The organism is Lysinibacillus sp. RC46 (assembly GCF_041262385.1).
Classification (GTDB): domain Bacteria; phylum Bacillota; class Bacilli; order Bacillales_A; family Planococcaceae; genus Lysinibacillus.
Window position 1 is genome coordinate 152,289 of record NZ_JBGCCF010000003.1, and the last position, 19,292, is coordinate 171,580.

Annotated in this window: 23 protein-coding genes; 15 read left to right on the plus strand and 8 right to left on the minus strand. The window is 33.6% G+C overall.

Features of this window, described 5'->3' with window-relative positions; genetic code table 11:
• Nucleotides 1-8 precede the first annotated feature (8 nt).
• Entirely contained in the window at nucleotides 9-272 is a 264-nt protein-coding gene (locus ABH966_RS04420; RefSeq protein ID WP_370076107.1) for a hypothetical protein, read from the plus strand.
• Between the two features lie 94 nt (nucleotides 273-366).
• A complete protein-coding gene (locus tag ABH966_RS04425; protein WP_370076109.1) occupies nucleotides 367-675 on the plus strand; it encodes a hypothetical protein in 309 nt (102 codons plus the stop codon).
• Between the two features lie 86 nt (nucleotides 676-761).
• On the opposite strand, the gene ABH966_RS04430 is transcribed toward ABH966_RS04425, so the two are convergent.
• The 4 genes from ABH966_RS04430 to ABH966_RS04445 all read right to left on the minus strand — a co-directional run bounded on the left by ABH966_RS04430 (nucleotide 762) and on the right by ABH966_RS04445 (nucleotide 4,341).
• Nucleotides 762-2,276 (minus strand): sensor histidine kinase, encoded by a 1,515-nt coding sequence (locus ABH966_RS04430; RefSeq protein WP_370076111.1) that lies wholly within the window; start codon nucleotides 2,274-2,276, stop codon nucleotides 762-764.
• The gene (locus ABH966_RS04435) at nucleotides 2,260-2,961 is read right to left on the minus strand and encodes a response regulator transcription factor (protein WP_370076113.1); all 702 of its coding nucleotides are present in this window, start codon (nucleotides 2,959-2,961) and stop codon (nucleotides 2,260-2,262) included. Before ABH966_RS04435 ends, ABH966_RS04430 begins: the two co-directional genes overlap by 17 nt.
• Nucleotides 2,962-3,175: 214 nt before the next feature.
• Nucleotides 3,176-3,769 carry a DedA family protein gene (locus ABH966_RS04440; protein ID WP_370076115.1) on the minus strand — a complete coding sequence of 198 codons (594 nt, stop codon included), beginning with the start codon at nucleotides 3,767-3,769 and terminating at the stop codon, nucleotides 3,176-3,178.
• Nucleotides 3,769-4,341, minus strand: a complete 573-nt coding sequence (locus tag ABH966_RS04445; protein ID WP_370076117.1) for a class I SAM-dependent methyltransferase — start codon at nucleotides 4,339-4,341, stop codon at nucleotides 3,769-3,771. Before ABH966_RS04445 ends, ABH966_RS04440 begins: the two co-directional genes overlap by 1 nt.
• A gap of 434 nt (nucleotides 4,342-4,775) precedes the next feature.
• Here ABH966_RS04445 and ABH966_RS04450 point away from each other — a divergent pair, with 434 nt between their 5' ends.
• Nucleotides 4,776-5,072, plus strand: coding sequence for a hypothetical protein (locus ABH966_RS04450; RefSeq protein ID WP_370076119.1), 297 nt, complete (start codon nucleotides 4,776-4,778; stop codon nucleotides 5,070-5,072).
• Nucleotides 5,073-5,225: 153 nt separating this feature from the next.
• Here the strand turns inward: ABH966_RS04450 and ABH966_RS04455 are convergent, their stop codons facing one another.
• Nucleotides 5,226-5,855 carry a hypothetical protein gene (locus ABH966_RS04455; protein ID WP_370076121.1) on the minus strand — a complete coding sequence of 210 codons (630 nt, stop codon included), beginning with the start codon at nucleotides 5,853-5,855 and terminating at the stop codon, nucleotides 5,226-5,228.
• Nucleotides 5,856-6,245: 390 nt separating this feature from the next.
• Between ABH966_RS04455 and ABH966_RS04460 the strand changes: the two genes are divergently transcribed.
• The 3 genes from ABH966_RS04460 to ABH966_RS04470 all read left to right on the plus strand — a co-directional run bounded on the left by ABH966_RS04460 (nucleotide 6,246) and on the right by ABH966_RS04470 (nucleotide 8,992).
• A complete protein-coding gene (locus tag ABH966_RS04460; RefSeq protein ID WP_370076123.1) occupies nucleotides 6,246-7,145 on the plus strand; it encodes a hypothetical protein in 900 nt (299 codons plus the stop codon).
• A gap of 165 nt (nucleotides 7,146-7,310) precedes the next feature.
• Nucleotides 7,311-8,198: an ABC transporter ATP-binding protein gene (locus tag ABH966_RS04465; protein ID WP_370076265.1), complete on the plus strand. Its 888-nt coding sequence runs from the start codon at nucleotides 7,311-7,313 to the stop codon at nucleotides 8,196-8,198.
• Nucleotides 8,195-8,992 (plus strand): ABC transporter permease subunit, encoded by a 798-nt coding sequence (locus ABH966_RS04470; protein ID WP_370076125.1) that lies wholly within the window; start codon nucleotides 8,195-8,197, stop codon nucleotides 8,990-8,992. The genes ABH966_RS04465 and ABH966_RS04470 overlap by 4 nt, the downstream gene beginning before the upstream one ends.
• Nucleotides 8,993-9,078: 86 nt before the next feature.
• Here the strand turns inward: ABH966_RS04470 and ABH966_RS04475 are convergent, their stop codons facing one another.
• From ABH966_RS04475 to ABH966_RS04485, 3 genes are all read right to left on the minus strand, one after another.
• Nucleotides 9,079-9,723 (minus strand): CPBP family intramembrane glutamic endopeptidase, encoded by a 645-nt coding sequence (locus ABH966_RS04475; protein WP_370076127.1) that lies wholly within the window; start codon nucleotides 9,721-9,723, stop codon nucleotides 9,079-9,081.
• A gap of 28 nt (nucleotides 9,724-9,751) precedes the next feature.
• Complete coding sequence (locus ABH966_RS04480) at nucleotides 9,752-10,354, minus strand: TetR/AcrR family transcriptional regulator (RefSeq protein ID WP_370076129.1); 603 nt, start codon at nucleotides 10,352-10,354, stop codon at nucleotides 9,752-9,754.
• A gap of 186 nt (nucleotides 10,355-10,540) precedes the next feature.
• Entirely contained in the window at nucleotides 10,541-11,140 is a 600-nt protein-coding gene (locus ABH966_RS04485; protein WP_370076131.1) for a TetR/AcrR family transcriptional regulator, read from the minus strand.
• 427 nt (nucleotides 11,141-11,567) lie between these two features.
• Here ABH966_RS04485 and ABH966_RS04490 point away from each other — a divergent pair, with 427 nt between their 5' ends.
• The 9 genes from ABH966_RS04490 to ABH966_RS04530 all read left to right on the plus strand — a co-directional run bounded on the left by ABH966_RS04490 (nucleotide 11,568) and on the right by ABH966_RS04530 (nucleotide 19,289).
• Nucleotides 11,568-12,296: an ABC transporter ATP-binding protein gene (locus tag ABH966_RS04490; protein ID WP_370076133.1), complete on the plus strand. Its 729-nt coding sequence runs from the start codon at nucleotides 11,568-11,570 to the stop codon at nucleotides 12,294-12,296.
• Nucleotides 12,293-13,309 (plus strand): ABC transporter permease, encoded by a 1,017-nt coding sequence (locus ABH966_RS04495; protein WP_370076135.1) that lies wholly within the window; start codon nucleotides 12,293-12,295, stop codon nucleotides 13,307-13,309. The genes ABH966_RS04490 and ABH966_RS04495 overlap by 4 nt, the downstream gene beginning before the upstream one ends.
• 200 nt (nucleotides 13,310-13,509) lie before the next feature.
• On the plus strand, nucleotides 13,510-14,376 hold the full coding sequence (locus ABH966_RS04500; protein WP_483308136.1) for an ABC transporter ATP-binding protein: 867 nt from the start codon (nucleotides 13,510-13,512) through the stop codon (nucleotides 14,374-14,376).
• 18 nt (nucleotides 14,377-14,394) lie between these two features.
• On the plus strand, nucleotides 14,395-15,102 hold the full coding sequence (locus ABH966_RS04505; RefSeq protein WP_370076139.1) for an ABC transporter permease: 708 nt from the start codon (nucleotides 14,395-14,397) through the stop codon (nucleotides 15,100-15,102).
• Nucleotides 15,103-15,125: 23 nt separating this feature from the next.
• On the plus strand, nucleotides 15,126-15,836 hold the full coding sequence (locus ABH966_RS04510; RefSeq protein ID WP_370076141.1) for a response regulator transcription factor: 711 nt from the start codon (nucleotides 15,126-15,128) through the stop codon (nucleotides 15,834-15,836).
• Nucleotides 15,837-15,845: 9 nt separating this feature from the next.
• Complete coding sequence (locus ABH966_RS04515) at nucleotides 15,846-17,285, plus strand: sensor histidine kinase (protein ID WP_370076143.1); 1,440 nt, start codon at nucleotides 15,846-15,848, stop codon at nucleotides 17,283-17,285.
• A gap of 75 nt (nucleotides 17,286-17,360) precedes the next feature.
• Entirely contained in the window at nucleotides 17,361-17,519 is a 159-nt protein-coding gene (locus ABH966_RS04520) for a hypothetical protein (protein ID WP_370076145.1), read from the plus strand.
• A 471-nt stretch (nucleotides 17,520-17,990) separates the two neighbouring features.
• On the plus strand, nucleotides 17,991-18,284 hold the full coding sequence (locus ABH966_RS04525) for a DinB family protein (RefSeq protein ID WP_370076147.1): 294 nt from the start codon (nucleotides 17,991-17,993) through the stop codon (nucleotides 18,282-18,284).
• Nucleotides 18,285-18,530: 246 nt separating this feature from the next.
• Nucleotides 18,531-19,289, plus strand: coding sequence for an ABC transporter ATP-binding protein (locus ABH966_RS04530; RefSeq protein WP_370076149.1), 759 nt, complete (start codon nucleotides 18,531-18,533; stop codon nucleotides 19,287-19,289).
• Nucleotides 19,290-19,292: the final 3 nt, after the last annotated feature.

Consider the following 19,292-nt stretch of genomic DNA (forward strand, 5'->3'; position numbering starts at 1 on the left):
TCCACGCTTTGAGGCGGGCTATCCATCACTTTGAAGCAGCTATCCATCTTTTTGATAGTTCTATCCACGCTTTGAGGCGGGCTATCCATCTTTTTGACCGTTCTATCCGTCACTTTGAGGCCGGGGCTATCCATCTTTTCGATGGCTCTATCCACACTTCGAGGAGGGCTATCCATCTTTTTGATAGTTCTATCCACGCTTTGAGGCGGGTTATCCATCTTTTTGACCGTTCTATCCATACTTTGAGGGGGCAGGGCTATCCAGCTTTTTGATAGTTCTATCCGTCACTTTGAGGCGGGGCTATCCATCATTTTAACGATTCTATCCATCACGTTTTAACATCAAGATATAAAAAAGGAGAAATAAATGGATTTATTTATCGCAAGTAATCGCCAGTTACCTATCCGTTATTACGTCAATGAAGCGATTTGGATTCGTCGCGGTTGCTTAAGTTTACATCAATTAACACTACCCTTTTTTGTAGAAGTAGAAATGAAAAACCCACTTCATTTATTGAAAATTACAGAATATGTTCAAGAAGTTCAAAAACAATATAGCTATACAGAAATTCAAATTATTATTAAGGACAAGAATATTTTAATGCACTTACAAAAGAGCCTCCCTCACTCTAATGCCAATCATATTCTCACTATTGAGCAACTCATTCGCCCTTGAAAAAAGGTAGCATTGCTCTAATGCTACCTTACTAATTTTATAAATTATGCCTTGGCATAATTGCGTCCGGAATCCGCTGAAAGAAGTTAAACTGTAACTGGCAGTTCGATGATAAACTGCACCATACCTTCCCTATACTTCGCGTCAATTTTGCCACCATGTAATTCTACTATGCTTTTAGCAATAGCAAGTCCAAGTCCTGAACCTTCCGCTACACTTGTTCTAGATTGATCTTTTTTATAAAAACGATCAAATAAGCTCATTAGCTCTTCAGAAGTAAATTCATCACTTTCATTTGCGACACAGATTTGAACATTACTTTCTTTTCTTTCAAGAGAAACAAAAATCTCGCCATCACCGGTACTATATTTAATTGCATTCATTAATAAATTATCAAAAACCCTGACAATTTTTTCAGAATCTACTGTAACAAAGACTCGCTCGTCCGAGAAATCTTTATTGAATGAACGATGGTTTTCCTCAGCTTGCGGAATCAACTCCTCAATTAGCTGATCAAGAAGTTCATTGATACATACCTCTTGTTGTCCAAGGATAATGCTTTCATTCGTAAGCTTCGTATATTCAAATAGATCATCAATTAAGTTTTTTAACTGTTCGGATTTGGAGAAAGCAATCTTTAGATACTCATCAGATTGCTCTTTCGTGTCGTATCTCTCATCTCTTAACAACCGTAAATAGCCCATAATTGAGGTAAGAGGAGTCCGTAAGTCGTGTGATACATTGGTGATTAATTCATTTTTTTGTTTTTCAATTTTTCGTTCCATTTCAATACTTGTCATAATTGCTTCAGCCATATGATTTACATTGTCTGTTAATACAGCAATCTCATCCTGGCCTTTTTTCTTAATGCGATAGGCTAAATTTCCTTTAGCGATTTCCATGACTCCCTCCGCCAACACCTCAATTTGATTCATTTTTCGTTTCGTTATATAGAAGAATGAAAAGGTAAATACAATAATTGCACTAAACAATGGGATAAGACCCTCATTCGAACTCGCGATAACCATCCCCTCAGGAATACCACTTACAAAGAAATATAAGTTTTTTTCTTCTAAAGTTAATGGATAAAAGGCAATAAATTCTTCCCGCGATTGCTTGATTGTCGGTATCTCATAATTATAGAGTGGATGGTTTACCGCAAAATCCATTACATTCCTAATCTTATTATGCAAATTGATTTGTTCCTCTTCCACTTGCTTTGTTTTGTATAAAACCTTTCCGTTCTCATCGGTAACGATTACTTTTAATGCACTTTGTTTCATTTCAAGTTTTAAATTTTCTGATTCAATCATTTGCTGTATTGCTTCTAAACTATTATCATTGCTGGCTAGATCTGCGGCTCTCTTCGCTTGATCATTTATTTCCTGCATCCCTTGACTATAATCAATCTTAGCTGTTTGGTTGATGTTCAAAGCAAATGAAAGAGCGGCTTTTGCTCCAAGTAAACCTAAAAATGTACAAAGAATAAAAGTTGTCAAAAGTTGTATTCTGATACTTTTCCGTACTTTTGTAATGGTATTTATAATGAGCAATTTAAGCTTGTTTAGTATGTATTTAAATGGCTTAATGATCTTTCTCAATTTTATAACCTACTCCCCATACTGTTTTAATATATTGAGGATTTCTAGGATTTGTCTCAATTCTTTCTCGAATTTTTCGTATATGTACCATTACCGTATTTTCAGACTGTAGAGCCTCTTCCTTCCAAACCTTTTCATAAATTTGCTCAGCACTCATCACAATGCCTTGATTTCTTGCAAGCAACTCAAGAATTGAAAACTCCCTTGGCGTAAGCTTTACCTTTTCATTGTTGACGATTACTTCATGTGTGTCGGTACTGATTCGCATATCACCAATCTCTATCTCATTCTCGTCCATCATATCTGAACGATTCATTTTGATATATCTACGAAGCTGAGATTTTATGCGCGCAATTAGCTCTAATGGATTAAATGGCTTTGTTACATAATCATCTGCCCCTAATGTTAATCCAACGATTTTATCCATATCCTGAGACTTTGCTGACAGCATAATAATTGGCATCTCAGCTATTTCCCTTACCTTCATACACATTTCAATGCCATCCACGTTCGGCATCATAATATCTAGAACAATTAAATGTACTTTATGCTTTTTTAAAAGACTCAAACCCTCTTCTCCATCACTTGCTTCTAGAACTTCATAGCCTTCATTTTTTAAATAAATGGCAATAAGATTTCTAATCTCTTTTTCATCATCAACTATTAGTATTGTTTCTTTACTCATCTAATCCCACCAATTTCAAAGTATATTCAATTATTTTATTCAGAACCATTATCTTAGCGTGCGGTTGATTAACGTTCCGACTGAGCGCTTTCCAGTGGATATCCAGTCTTCACTCTAATCAACCTATTGCATGCAATATATTTCCTATTAATATTTACAGTTCCTAATTTTAACTATTTTTTTATTTTTCGTATATAAAAATAATAAAAACATCCTACAATACCGTCTTTAATTTTCGTCTATAAAAATAATAAAAACACCCTACAATACCGACGAAAACACCAAAATATATACCGTATTTTGTTGCTAATATTGAAATGGTTTCAATGTGTTTTCCAAAGAACAAACCAAGTGTAAAGTAAATCGATGTCCAAACAAAACCTGCTGTGTAGTAATACAAAGCGTATTTTTTAAACGACATGTTGTTCATACCTACTAAGTATGGAAGTATATGTCTCACGATTGGTATGAAGTAGCTTATAACTAAAGCAAAATGACCATATCTATCTATTAATTCTTTTGACTTTAATAAATATTTAGCCTTGTTCTTTTTCACCAATTTATCAAGTATTTTATGGCCAAACACTTTACCAAGGATAAATCCTAAGGAAAGTCCTGAAACTGCACCAAGATAAGTTATTATAAAAGCTTTTAACACACTCATTTTATCTAATGAAGACATAAAGCCGCCGCTCATAACGATCATTTCATCAGGAAGGGGCATACCCACGATTCCTAACCATAAGCTAAAAAATAAAGCAAAATAACCATATTGCTCGATATATGATACAAGATCCTGTAATCCCATTAAATAGCCCTCACATTTCCAAGTTTACAGCTCAGCACATAGGCAGGTGGAAGGTTAATCCATACTTTTTCATGTGTAATATCCTCAAAATAGTTTTGGATAAAGGATTTCCTAACAAGTGAATATTGGAATGTAATAAATTTTCCGTCTTCTAAGCATTCCTTTACATTTCGTAAAATACGTGAGGAAACGACAGAATCCAAAGACGTAAAAGGTAATCCAGATACGACATAATCAATTTTTTCGATTTTTAATGCTGACATATATTTGCATAAATCCTCAGCTGATCCATATATTACGATTATACTCGGCTCATGTGCAAATTGTTCACGTAGCTTTTCATAAAAAATCTCATTATTTTCAATAAGAATTAACTTTGTTGACTGCTCTTTTCTTTTTATTAATTCTTTCGTAAACGAACCTGTACCCGGACCTAGTTCAACAATACATTGGGCATTTTCAAAACAAATTGTTTCGACCATTTTTTTGGCTAGTTTTTTTGAACTAGGTGAAATCGCACCTATAGTTTTTGGATGTTTTATAAATTCAGTAAGGAACGTGATAAATTGCATAAATTTTCTCCCCGATCATTAGTAATTATTAGATGCTTTTACTATAAAGTGCATTTCTTAAAGAATTGCGGGGAGATTTCTTAAATTTTTCTTAAGAGTTTACATTATTTAGCTGTATTTATAATCGGATAACTATGATTAAGACTTTGTTTCCTTGTCCTCTTTATTTTCAGAGACTACAGGATTAATAAATGAAGCACCAATGATACTAATGCTTTCCTGGGGGCATCCGATGAGCCGCTTCGCAGCAGTGTCTCAACTTTGACGCTAATCCTAAAGGAGTCGCCTAGTCTACACTTCAAATAGAATACGTTTTAACAAATGTCATTCACAACTTCTAGTGATAATCTACACAAAAACAAATATGGTAAACAAATTAAAATGAGGTATATTATTCTATTTTTATAGTAAAATTTAATTTGGAGGTGATAAATATGCAATATGTCACAATTGAAATAATTGATACTATAGGATTGAATCAAAGAGAAAAGAGAATGTTACAAAATACTGTTTTAAATTTTGCAGCTATGAGTAATGCTATAATTTTTAAAGAAGATTTAGTAATTAATCCCTTGGGTGATGGAAACAAAAATATTGGCGTGGTTATGGTTTATGCTAAACCATTGGACGAGGATCGTGGTGAAGAGTTAAAAAAATCTTTATCAAATAGGTTCTCTGTATATTTTAAAATGAGTGATCTGGATTTGAAAGCTCAAATTAAAATGCATTGATGTATTGGGTGATTTTTTTAAAAAACTATCTTTTTAGATAGTTTTTTTTCAGCATAATCTATTAATTTCTCTACAAAGTGTTATATACCTGTCTATTTGGGAAATGCTCAAAAATACAATAAAAAAGAACACCCAAATTAGGTGTTCTCCAACTTATTTACTATCATTCAAATCATCTGGATAAACAACTTTGTTAATTACCTCTCCATTTGATTCATCTTTAAAAATTACTGTAACTTTAAACTTCTCAGGATCCGTTCCGCCAAAAAGTTGATAATACATACCCACTATAGCAAGTCCCATTGATGACATAGCATCAAAACTGCTTTCAAACTCTTCTTTATTTACAGTAAGCGTAAACTCCGTAAAAGACTTGTTATAAGTTACGTCTTTAATAGAAGGAAAATCATCACTAGTTTTAATCTCGTCTACTGTTTCTAAAACACTTTTTTCTAGCTCTTCCATCATTTTTTTATGAACTGATTTAGACATTTTGTATGTCACAGAGCCGTCGTCGTTTTTGATGGCTTCCTTAATTCCTTCTTTTTTTGCTTCAGTAATCGCTTGATCAATGTCCTGACCTTCATAAAAAGAAGCTGGTATAGTAACCTCAACATTTAAAAGTCCTTTATCAACTTTTAACGACTCGTCTTTAGATGTTTCTTCTGTTGTTTTATCAACATTATCGGTTTTCTTACCACTATCACTTTCTTTATCTTGGCTACACGCTACTAACAAAAAACCTAGTAGCAATGTCAGTGGTAATATAAGTAATTTTTTCATTGTTTAAATCCCTCCTTCATAACTATACATAAGTGAATGTAGATTTACTATACCTAATATAAATCACTTTCTCTTTCAGGTAGTCATCGAATTTATTAGAAAAATATGAAATTTGGTCAACAAAACCTATTAAGCCTATTTGCAAATAATTTCCTAATTGCATTTTAGAACGTTCTTTTGAAGCAGGATTGGGGTACAAATTGGGGTACACGTTAAATGAGTACCCCCTCTCCCACTTTATACGACTTAAATTCCCCTTAAAATTCAGAGAAGGTGTTCAGGTCATTAGTTCTAATGATTATTTCCTACACAAAATAGTCATACAATTGCTTCCAGTTGAATAGAAACCTATATAGAGTTATACGGAAAAATAAAGTGGGGTGTAAAAGGATGCTTAAACTAAATGATGCAAAAGAAACGGTACTCGGAATTGTGCAACATGACCCATTGTTTGTCGTAATACAAAATACACCTTTAGAAGAAATACTTTATAACGACGACTATTTAGCGCATATTGAAGAAACAAATTATTATTCTACATCAGAAGTCGCAGGTTGGTTTGAAATTACGGATGCGATGCTTCGCTATTACATTAAACCATTTGAACAGTATATTTTTGATAATGCTTCGAATAGCCCAAACACCAATATTCGTTTGAACCTTCCTGCCATCTTAAGACTTCGTATGATTTTACTGCTAAAAGATGAACACCGCGTCAGAGGCTTAAAACATCTACTAGGAATTGATGACAACGGTCAACTCTTCAAACATCAAATAACTGCGACAACTATGGGCACTGATGATTTAGCGAATAAAGTTGATATTCTTGGAAATGTTCTGCAGCAAATGATACAAACAGGACTTTTTAATATTCTTCCAAACGAAGAACATGGATCCATACAAGTAACGATCAATCAAGACTTTCTCGCACAAAACATTCAATTAGTATCCTCGGAATCAGAGCTTCAAGTAGAAGAGATTCAGAAAGACACAGCTGAACTTAAACAAGAAAATGAAAATCTACAAAAACAAATTTCAGAACTGCAAGAGCGTAGCGTAAAGGATATTGTTCAAAAAATTCGTGAGCGTCATATTGAAAATGAAATTGTGTCGACATTACGGACAGAAGCATTACAGCAATTTTCAGCGAAAAATAAGGCAGGCTTTTTCAGAAAAACTTTTCGTTCCTCTCAAATTGAGATGGAAAAGGAGCAATTTGTGTTGAGTTATATTTCGGAGCACTTAGAAGAACGTTTAGAAGTAGCACTGAATAATTATTATGGAGAATAAATATCTTCAAATTGATATTACATGTGAAATTGTAATCACTAAGCGGAGAACATGAAGGTGTCTTTTAAAAAAAGCCATTCATGTTCTTTTTTATAGTCATTTATTTTTTGAAAAATAGTCTTATAATCATTATAAAGAACAGTCCAAGAGGTGAATTGTATGGCAATGATCGAGGTCAATAATTTAACTAAAAAGTTTGGCGATTTTTATAGTGTACAGAATGTGGACTTACAGATTGAAGAAGGTGAAGTGTTCGGATTTTTAGGTCCAAATGGTGCCGGTAAATCTACTACAATACGGCATTTAATGGGCTTCTTACAACCCACGGGAGGACAGTGTTTCATAAAAGGATTGGATTGTCGACAATCTTCGGCTGAAATTCAAAAGTTTGTAGGCTATTTACCTGGTGAAATTGCGTTTATCGATAAAATGACTGGACAACAATTTATCAAATTTATTGCCCAAATGCGAGGATTACATGATTTAACAAGAGCTAATGAACTCATGCAATATTTTGAATTAAATGCCACTGGGCTTATTAAGAAAATGTCAAAAGGTATGAAGCAAAAACTTGGCCTCATTTGCACATTTATGCATAACCCTGAGATAGTCATTCTAGATGAACCGACAAGTGGATTAGATCCTCTTATACAAACAAAGTTTATCGATTTTATTTTAGCTGAAAAAGAAAAAGGAACAACAATATTCATGTCCTCTCATATGATTGAAGAAATTGAAAAAACTTGTGACCGTGTAGCGATCCTTAATGCTGGGAAAATTGTTGCAACTGAAACAATTGCTGACTTAAAAAAACAAAAATCTAAAAAGTTTTTAATTGAATTTCAGAACGAGCAAGAGCTCTCTCGTTTCTTAGGAGAGCAACTTAAAATTGAACAAATCGGGCCAACACAAGCTATTATAAAAGTTCAAGGTAATGTCCAAACATTACTTCATACATTAGCAGACTATAAAATTAATGACCTCGATATCATTTCACAATCACTTGAAGATATATTCATGCATTACTACGAAAGTGGAGGTAAAGAATTATGAACTTTACTTTGCTAAAACATGAGATGCTAGCTACTATTAAACTTTTTAGTATTATTCTCGCTGTATTAATGCTCTATATCATTAGTATCGTCTATATGTATAACCCTGAGATGAGCAATACTCTTAATAAGCTTACCGAAACAATGCCTGAATTAATGTCGGCATTTGGTATGAGTAACATAGGTAATACGTTAATTGAGTTTCTATCAACCTATTTGTATGGATTTTTATTGCTTATTCTACCGTTAGTTTTCATCATTATGTCGGCAAATAAACTAATTATGGGCTATATCGATAATGGTTCAATGGCATACTTAATCGCGACACCGAATACACGTTTTAAAATTGTTTTCACTCAAGCATTTTTTTTAGTTGCTAGCATCTTTATATTGCTCTCCATAACAACTTTGGCAGCAGTTATATTTTCAGAGATTCTATTTCCAAATGAATTGGATATAAGTGCTTTTTTGACATTAAATATCGGTCTTTTTTTCTTACACTTTGCCATTAGTGGCTACTGCTTTTTTGTATCCTGTAGTAGCAAGGATTTAAGAACCTCTTATGCATATAGTACAGGAATTCCTATTCTTTTTTATTTAATTCAAGCGCTTAGTAATATGGGTGGTTCTTTAGAAAAGCTTAAGTACTTCACGATTTACTCATTGTTTACACCTAAAAAATTAATGACTCAAGATAGTTCGTCTATTTGGATGCTAGGGGCATTATTTTTAATTGGGATGCTATGCTATATGCTCGCTATTCGTGTTTTTGTTAAACGTGATTTGTACTTGTAAAATGTAGAACGTAGAATTGGCTTGACTTGTTTTTTTTCTAAGCCAAGCCAAATTATTTATAGGCTGAAGTTAAATAAATATAATTTCTACATTGTAGGTGGTAAATAAATATTTAAAAAGGTTAAAACAGTTAAGTTACCGATATCTACAATAAAATGTGAAAATATTACCCATCTCAAGCTCTTTGTTTTAAAATATGTAATTGCCCAAACAACACCGGCTAAACTTAAATAAATATATAAATGATAGGATTTACTAGCAATAGAAAATACTCCCCACATTAATGGATGACTAAGTACAAAAAATAAAGTTGTATACAATATACTTAACCATTTAGGAAACCAGTTTGCCAGACCATCCAGTAATATCCCACGCCAGTACAGCTCTTCAAACCAAGGATTTATAACAGCAAATAATAACCATAGCACAATAAGAAAAGTAGAATTAAATAACTTATAGTTCATGAAAAATATAGTTAACGGAAACATTCCTAATAGTAAAGATATCGTAATCCAAATTTTAGAAACTTCAGATTTTCCTAGCCAATTTTTAATCGGCTTATCTCCTTTAAAATAAAAAATACAGATTCCAATTGTACTCCAGTAAACTATCGCCAAAGGAATCCAAGCCCACCCTTGTATGTACTGACTAAAGATTGATGCAGTTATAAAGCCTAATCCAATGATCACAAATGGTGATAGTAGAAGATATATACTTTTTTTACTACTCATATTATTTGAAGCCAACCCTTCTTTGGTTTTATTCTTTTGTAAAAATTTTCATAAGCATATTTGCATCAGGTATCGGGCATTCTGGCCATTGAATTTTGTTAATTGCTAAACCTTGTATAAAAGCAAAATAAGTAACAGCTAAAGTTACAGGATTTGCTGAAATGATTTCCCCCTCTTCCTGACCTGCTACAATCATAGGCAATATAGCCTCAACAGGTGATAGTGCATTATCCCTTGTAAGAAACTCTTTTACTTCATTTGGGATAGCGTCAGAAGTACTTGCCTGTATCATAATCAAAAATAAAAAAGTATGTTCTGTATCTATTAAGTTATTTAATATTTGCTCTGTCATCCACTTTAATTTCTCAAGCGGTGTACCCATTTGCTCAATTGCTTTCTGAATAGTTTCAATAGAACTATTAGCAGCTTTTTTTACAAGCATCGAAAAAATTTCATCTTTTGAATCAAAATAATGGTAGACAAGTCCATGGCTTAAACCAGCTTCTTTAGCAATATCACTGATTTTTGTTGCCACCATTCCTCTTCTGGCAAAGACTATTAATGCAGCTTGTAATATTTGTTCTTTCCGTGCATCTCTAAGCTCCTGGTTTTGTTCTTCGTTTCTTGGCATTAATACCGCTCCTTTTTTGATTGGTTAGTCAGTCAATATAAAGCCATTTTATTGTTAAATACAATATTTGTCAATAATTTAACAGATTTTGAGAGAATTTTCTCAAATAAAATGAATAAAATTTCTTTCTAATTAAAAGATACTTTTTAGTAAGGAGATATTGAGAGCATCTCCTTACTAAAACTTTCATTGCTGCAAAGTGGCCAAATCGCCAAGGAATCGCAATAAACGAAAATGAATCATCGCTAACTCCTCCACGTTTAAATCTTCATTTCCACTGTCTAACCACTCTTGAATAACACCTAAAATCGCGGAAGTTAAAAAAGCTTCAAAATATCGTTGGAATTCTGGATCAAGCCCTTCTTCCCGCATAACAGAAATTCTGTCCAATATATGATTACTAAAAACTTTCTTCATCCTCTTACTAAAAGCAGGGCTCCCCTGCTCCCCTAAAATTAATCGAAAGGCTGTTGCATGCTCTTTAATATATTTAAACACTGCTATAAATGGCTGATAAAGTTGACCTAATTTTATCGTATGAAAGGCATCTAGTGGTTGAACGGTTTTTACATAGCTCTCTAGTTCATTTAATAATTCCTGCTGCAAATCCTCCATCACTTCATATTTATCCTTATAGTGTAAATAAAAAGTTCCTCGATTAATGTTTGCGGTAATAGCAAGGTTTTTTACTGTTACTCGTTCAAAACCTACTTCCCCTATTTGTATAAGTAATGCATTTTTTATAGCCCGTTTCGTTTCAAAATTCATAAAATCGTGAATAGACATTTAGATCCCCCATTGTATTATCACTTTATTCCGATCAGCCCTTAGCGATGTTGTTATATGATCACAACAAGGTCAAATATTTGTAATTACAGTATTACCTTATTTATCGGCATTCTTCTTTATTTATTTCCATTAATCTCATTTAGTAAAATTGTTATTTAAAAATATTTTTAAAAATGTCTAGAGTAGTACCGTAGCATTAAGAATATATATCTTAAATGATTATAAAATCGGAAAATTCTCCATTGAATAAGATGATTAATGGCTACTATTTTCAACGACTAAAGCAGTCTGATTTCATCTAGCCCGAAAATGTTAAAATCCAAAATCACTTAACACTTTTTAGTTATCTGTTTATTGTAATTTCCAATACACTGCCTTAAAATTTCAGTATCAACACTGTGTTCAGTAAAGGAGAGATGGATATATGGGAAACAATGCAATTTCATTAAACTCCATTGAAAAAAAATTTCAACAAAAACAAGTAATTGCCCCGCTTTCCTTAGAAATTCCTAAGGGTCAGCTTATTGGCTTACTTGGTCCTTCAGGCTGTGGGAAAACGACGTTAATTAAAATGATTATGGGAATGATTAAGCCCGATAATGGCAATATTCAAGTGTTAAATCATACAGTTCCTCACAAGCAATTACTGACGGATATCGGCTATATGGCACAATCTGATGCACTATATTTGGATTTAACCGGTGAAGAGAACCTTCATTTTTTTGCAAAGCTTTATCGTTTATCAAAAAAAGAACGTGTGGAGCGTGTCAATTATGCTGCCAACCTTGTTCATTTAACGGAAGATTTAAATAGTAAGGTGTTAAATTATTCTGGCGGAATGAAACGAAGATTATCCCTTGCAATTGCCCTTATCCAAAATCCAAAGTTGTTGATTTTAGATGAGCCAACGGTTGGTATTGATCCCGTATTGAAAAAAGAAATTTGGCAGGAGTTAATTCGTTTAAAAAACGATGAGCATAAAACAATTTTAGTAACAACACATGCAATGGATGAAGCAGAGCGCTGTGACCAGTTAGCAATGCTACGTAATGGTCATATTATCGCGCATGGAACACCACATGATTTGAAAGCTCATTATCAGGCAAAGGACTTTGATGAAGTGTTTTTAAAGGCTGGAGGTGAAGCACTATGAGAATCGGCGCAATTGTTACAAGAATTATGCAGCAAATGATCCGCGATAAACGTACACTCGCCTTATTATTTTTTGCACCTCTTCTTGTGCTTTCGTTAATGTATTTTGTTTTTAATAGTAACGAACCTGAAATGACACTAGTCGTATCGAATGGTCCAGCATCAATCATTGAAAAGCTTGAAGAAGCAAATTTTCATGTTATCGAAAAAAATGATTTTTCTATTACCAGTTTAAAAGATGAAAAATATGATGGCTGGTTAGCTTTTCATCAATCGCAATTGAAGCTCACATTATTAAATGATGATCCGTCTACAGCTAAGGCTTTAAAGATGAAGCTATCTCAAGTTTTGCAACCAGAACAATCTGCAATGATGAAGTTGACGAGTGAGTATGTATATGGCGATGAAAATACCGCTACTTTTGATATTTTTAGCCCAATGCTTACAGGCTTCTTTGTTTTCTTCTTTGTCTTTTTAATTACAGGTATAGCGTTATTAAAAGAACGAACTTCAGGGACATTGGAACGCTTACTAGCGACACCGATTAAACGTTCTGAAATTGTTGCTGGCTATATAATTGGTTATGGATTGTTTGCATTTATTCAAACGACTATTATTGTTCTATTCGGGATTTATGTCCCTGATATCGTACACGTTGGCTCCATCTGGCTTGTGCTACTAATCAATATTGTCGTTGCACTTGTTTCATTATCATTAGGAGCTCTGTTATCAAGTTTTGCTGCATCAGAGTTTCAAATGATGCAATTTATTCCGCTAGTCATTGTACCGCAAATTTTCTTTTCAGGTATTTTCCCACTTGATAATATGGCGGAGTGGCTGCAAAATATTGGGCGTATTATGCCACTATACTATGCCGCAGACGCGTTAAACGGGGTTATGTATAAGGGCTATTCCTTTAGCGAAATTCTAGCCGACTTAGCGGTTCTTGCTTGCTTCGCTCTTGTATTTATTACATTAAATATTATAAGTCTAAAAAAATATCGATCATTATAATCAAAAGGGTTCTGCTCAAAAACTGGGCAGAACTTTTTCAATTAGAAAATCACACCAATTTTCTATTAGCAAAGGAACTAGTATTCATCTATACTAAATTTACAGTTAATAGTTAAATGATTTGCAGCGTAATTTATAGAAACTTAAATGACTTACAATAAAAAGCCTAAAAATAAAGGTGTGTAAAGATGAATACGATTATGGAAATACAGAACATTTCTAAACAGTATAGAGGTAAGAGAATTATAGAGAATGCTACATTTTCTATTTGTGCCAATCAAATTATAGCCCTAGTAGGAAAGAATGGGTCTGGTAAGAGTACCCTTCTAAAAATTATTGCGGAATTAGTCGATGCTGACAGCGGTTCTATCGTGAAACATCGACAATCTTTAAAAATTGGCTATGTGCCAGAAGTGACCCCTTCACATATTTTGTTTACGCCTGAAGAATATCTTTATTATATGGGCAGTATTCAAGGCATGGCCAAAAAGCAACTACAGCAAAAAATAAATGAGTTACTTGAATTATTTCATTTACAGGAAGCTCGGAACATTCGGATTGTTAATTTTTCTAAGGGTATGAAGCAAAAGGTTATGATTATGCAGGCAATGCTTGAAGACACAGATCTACTTATCTTAGATGAACCGCTATCAGGACTCGATCCTAAGGCCCAAAGTGACTTAGAAGAAACTCTCTCCATTTTAAAGGACAAAGGATTAAGTATCGTTTTAACATGTCACGAAACAAAATTACTGCAACATCTTGTTGATACAGTTCTTGTTATTCAAAATAATAAGGTCATTCAAGCTGATTCATTCAATAAAAATGATATAAAGAAAAACAAATTAACTTTTGAAATATCAAATGATAAATTATTGGACGACCTATTTCCTTTTCTTGAAATTCAACATCGAAGTCTATTAAATAATGGCTGTCATGAGGTCATTACCGTTATTAAAACAGAAGATACTGATCAAGTATTACTTGATCTCCTACAGAAAAAAGCCTGTATTAAACAATTAATCCCAATTAATCAGAAGGAGGAACAATTTTACACCCATTTTTAAGGAGGAAAAGATGCTAACATGACTAGTTTATTGCGCTATCATTTTATTAATTATTTGAGGACCTATAAATATGTCCCACCCTTTTCAATTTTCATTTTATGTCTTGTTGTCAACTATACCTTTATCCCAAATCCTATATTAAATAGCTATTCGTTTACAGCTATTATTCTCTTTTTTCTAATGGGATGGTTTACAGTGACACTATTTCACGCAGAAGACGAAGGACAAAAAGTAATAACAACACTTCATGCCAAAAGTCGCACGCGATATAATTTAGGAATTTTTATAATTTGTATACTCATTGGTTTATTCTTAAGCTGTGTATCCGTGATCTACCCTACTCTAATTGGCGCCTTTGGAGAAAAACCAAGATTTATACATCAATTACTAGGATTTCTCTCTCATTTTAGTTTAGCTGTACTAGCTATTGCACTTTCAGCTATTTTCACGAGAGAACTCGTTAAAAACAAGCAAAATACTTGGTGGGGTGTACTTGCCATTTTAATTGTATCTGTCGTTATCGCTACTTTAAAAGAGACAATTTTGCAGATCAAGGGACTAATTTGGCTGCTTCCACCTGTCCGTTTTTCACTGGAAATAATGAGTTCAGAAGATTCTATAAAGTCAATACCGAACAGTTTTTATTGGCAATTTGCCTGGATATTCATCTATGCAAGCTTCGTCATCTTGTTGTTCTTCCTCCTATCAAATCGAAAAAGGAAGTAAATTTCTAACGAAGGAGAATTCTTATGGTTAAAAAAGCCAAGGTGCTAATTATAGAAGATGAAAGTGCTATTGCAACTATTATGAAGGACTACTTAAGCGTCAACCATTTCGATCCTCATATCGTTAATACTGGTCATGAGGCAATCCAATTTATGAAGGTAACCTATCCTGACTTCATTATTCTTGACCTTTCTCTCCCGGATTGCGATGGTATCGAATTATGTCGCCAAATTCGTGAAAATAGTAATGTTGCTATACTAATTTTAAGTGCTCGTAACAGTGACACCGATAAAGTTCTTGGCTTGGGATTCGGTGCAGATGATTATATGACAAAGCCATTTTCTTTAAGTGAGCTTGTGGCAAGAATAAATGCCCATTTACGAAAACAGGATAGATGGCTGCAGGACAATGCAAGCCAGGTAGATATGATTCAAATCGATCATATGGAAATCAATAAAAATGAATATACTTTTTTACGTCATAAAAAGCACGTTCCCCTATCAGCTAAAGAATTTGATTTACTATTTTTTCTAATGAAAAATCGTAATCAGGTTTTCTCTAAAAATCAGTTACTCGATGCTATTTGGGGCTATGAGACATATGGCGATGAAAATACGATAACCGTTTACATCAGACGTCTACGCGAAAAAGTTGAAATCGATCCATCTTGTCCTATTTATATTCAAACCGTTTGGGGCGTTGGCTATAAATTTAGTACTCAAAACCATTTGTAGGAGAGCATGATGTACATAAAAAATTGGATGGAGAAATGGTTATGGTCGACACTAATCTGTGTTTTACTGTTGTTTATTTGTATCTTCACATTATTTTTCACAAATTTTAATCGCAGTGACGAACCACAAGATGAATATGTGATCAATCAAATTCGTTTAAAAGTAAATGAACAATTATTGTACATAGAAGATCATTTTACAAGTCTCGAACAGAATTTAAATTTACGCAATTCCCTCCAAGAAATGAGCAATAGCGAAGGAATAGATATTACAGTTGTTCAATTAGATGGAAAAATTTTATTTAATTCAATCGAAGGCGATATTTCACAGTTTATTAACTTAGAAGAAGATTTACATTATGATTTATTTACGTCTCAACAACAACCTGGGATCATAAAAATTGCCTTCCCTATAATTAGTGAGACGCATGAACAACTAGGGAACGCTATTTTTACTATTGATAGAGATATACTCTTCCCCATAGAACAGCCTAGTCCTAGCAATTTTATACTTTTATTCATATGTGGTTTATTATGTTTTTGCATTATAGGACTGACCTTGTACTTTGTACGGAAGTCTAACAATGAGATCTTGCTTCCTTTAAATCATTTGAAAAACAATACCAAGGAAATTATTAAAGGTAATTATGAACAAAAAACAGTATATTCGCGGGCAGATGAAATCGGTGAATTGTATGCAGTGTTTGATCAAATGCGCCTGGAAATAAAAAACCTTACTATTCAACGAGATGAACAAGAACAAAACCAAAAAAAGCTTATATCTAGTATTTCTCATGAAGTAAGAACACCTCTAACAACATTAAAAGCTTATTTAGACGCTATTTCTGAAGGAATTTGTCCTGATATGGATTCGCTTATGTCGTATATTCAAACTATGCAGACAAATACTGAAAAAATGTCCAGGTTAATTGATGATTTATTTATTCACACTTTGAAAGAACTTGGGCATATCCCGGTTAACTTAACAGAGCAATACAGCAAAGATATCTTTACGAATATTTTGCATCCAATTCGTCATTACGTCCAAACAACCGGCATTCATTTTATCGAGCCAGAGTCTATCCCTAATGTACTTATTCAAGTAGATAAGCATCGACTAGAGCAGGTACTTTCAAACCTTATTACGAATGCACTAAAGCATACTACTAAAGGCGATTCCATAACCGTTTCTATCAATATTGAAAATCAATTACTATACATTAATGTAATAGATAATGGTAATGGGATATTGCCTCAAGATATGCCTTTTATTTTTGAACGCTATTTCAGAGGTATTCAAGCTACAGGTGAGACTGCTGTGAAAAATGAAGGAGCCGGACTCGGATTATCTATATGCAAGCATATTATGGAAGCTCACAATGGTTCCATTTCATTTAAAAGTAAGCAAAATGAAGGAACAACATTTACATTAACACTTCCTATTATTTAAATTTTTTAAGAGGGTAATTTCGAAAAATTAAGAATATAAGTAATGAAAGTCAGAAAAAAATGGGAGAGTGAAGACATGATTCATGACATAGGGGAATATGTAAAATATTTAGATGGTGTTCATAAACGAACGATGCAATATATGAAGGCAATACCTGACGAACTTTTAGATTGGAAGCCCTCAGAAGATAAATTTTCTATAGGTGATTTATTCATATTGCATCATCTCGTTTGATGTTCCTCGGAATATTTGAACATGGCTCGTGGACGTACGCAGGACATGATACTATTGAGACTCCCACCCCTAAAGGGACAAGCTGACTAATGTCAGTGGGATTCCTGAGTAACTATGCGTTCGCAGTCCATTTCTGTTTTGAACAGTTCTCAAGATTGGGGTATCCCATTAACCCTCCCTATCCAGTGCATATAGCAGATAGGGCTACACTACTGTTACCATAGCGTATAGTTGGTTTCGTCCGATATGTTTTAGCGTCTTTTTCGTGACGACACATATTGTTTTACCGATAGCATGAATTAGGCTATCGAACCTTATACAATATCCAATTTTCAATGGACGAGCGTGTTTTATAGACTTTTACTAGTCTATAGATGAAGTATAACACCCTTTCAGACAATTAAGGTAGCAATAGTTACCTCTTGTCTGACCTCACTTTCATCCCATGTCTGAAGACGGGCTACACCCTGCATGGGCTTTCTCGTTCGGAAAATCTGTAAGGGGGCTACTCTTGAGGATATTTCAAATTATTTAGAATCATGTCAAACTAAATTAACAGAGGGGCTATTGAAAATTGGTAACGGTTTGGTGTCAAAAAAGGTTTTAACCCTTCATGGTCATGAAGTAAGTGCTTGGAGAATACTTATGTCGATTCCCGAGCATGAAATCCATCATCGCGGACAAATCTCTACATATTTACAAATGAACAAGATTGAACCGCCTCAAATTTTCGGATTAAAAATTGAGCAGGTAAAAACAAAATAATTTATGAAAGAGCTTTGGACATCATCTTATATCCAAAGCTTATTTTTGTCTTTATATAAAATTTCGCTATGTTATACCCACTGTTTATAAGATCTCCACCAATCTGCTTTTACGGGCTGTTAATTCAGGATAAAATATGATTTTCAAATCTACATATATGTTGTAAGAATTTATTAATAATTTAATAAGGACCTTATAATAATTCACCCTTACACTAAAAGAAATACATTTGAAGGAGGTATTCTCGTGGATAAAGAGGTACTTATTCGAGCTCAAAATCTATGTAAGACATATTCCACAGGAAGTGAGCAATTTCATGCAATAAAAAATATTAATATTGAAATATATAAAGGAGATTTTACAGTCATTATGGGAAACTCCGGTTCAGGTAAATCGACACTGCTTTATCTTTTAAGTGGTCTTGATTCCATTACGACTGGTGAAGTTTATTTTCATGGGGAAAGGCTAGATACATTTACCGAACAGCAGTTAGCTACATTTCGCTCTAAAAAAATTGGATATGTCTATCAAAGTAGTAATCTCGTCCCGGATATGACATTGCTAGAAAACATCACCCTCCCAGGATATATTGCAAAATATCCTAAAAAAGATGTGATCAAAAAAGCGGAGATGCTATTAAATAAAATGGGACTTGAAGAACAACGAAATCGTTTACCTTCGCAAACCTCTGGTGGACAGCAACAAAGAGCTGCTATTGCTAGAGCATTAGTCAATGACCCAGAGATACTGTTTGCAGATGAACCAACGGGTAGTTTAAATTACGATCAAGGTGTAGCTGTCTTAGATATTTTAACGACTTTAAACAAAAAGGGTCAGTCTGTAGTAATGATTACACATGATATAAAAGCTGCCTGTCGTGCTAATCGGCTTATTTTCATTCAGGATGGAAAAATTGGAGGTATTTTAAACTTCGATCAATACGATGATGCTAGCATACAAGAGCGTGAACATATTATCTTTTCTTATGTCGCAGGAAAGGAGTAAAAA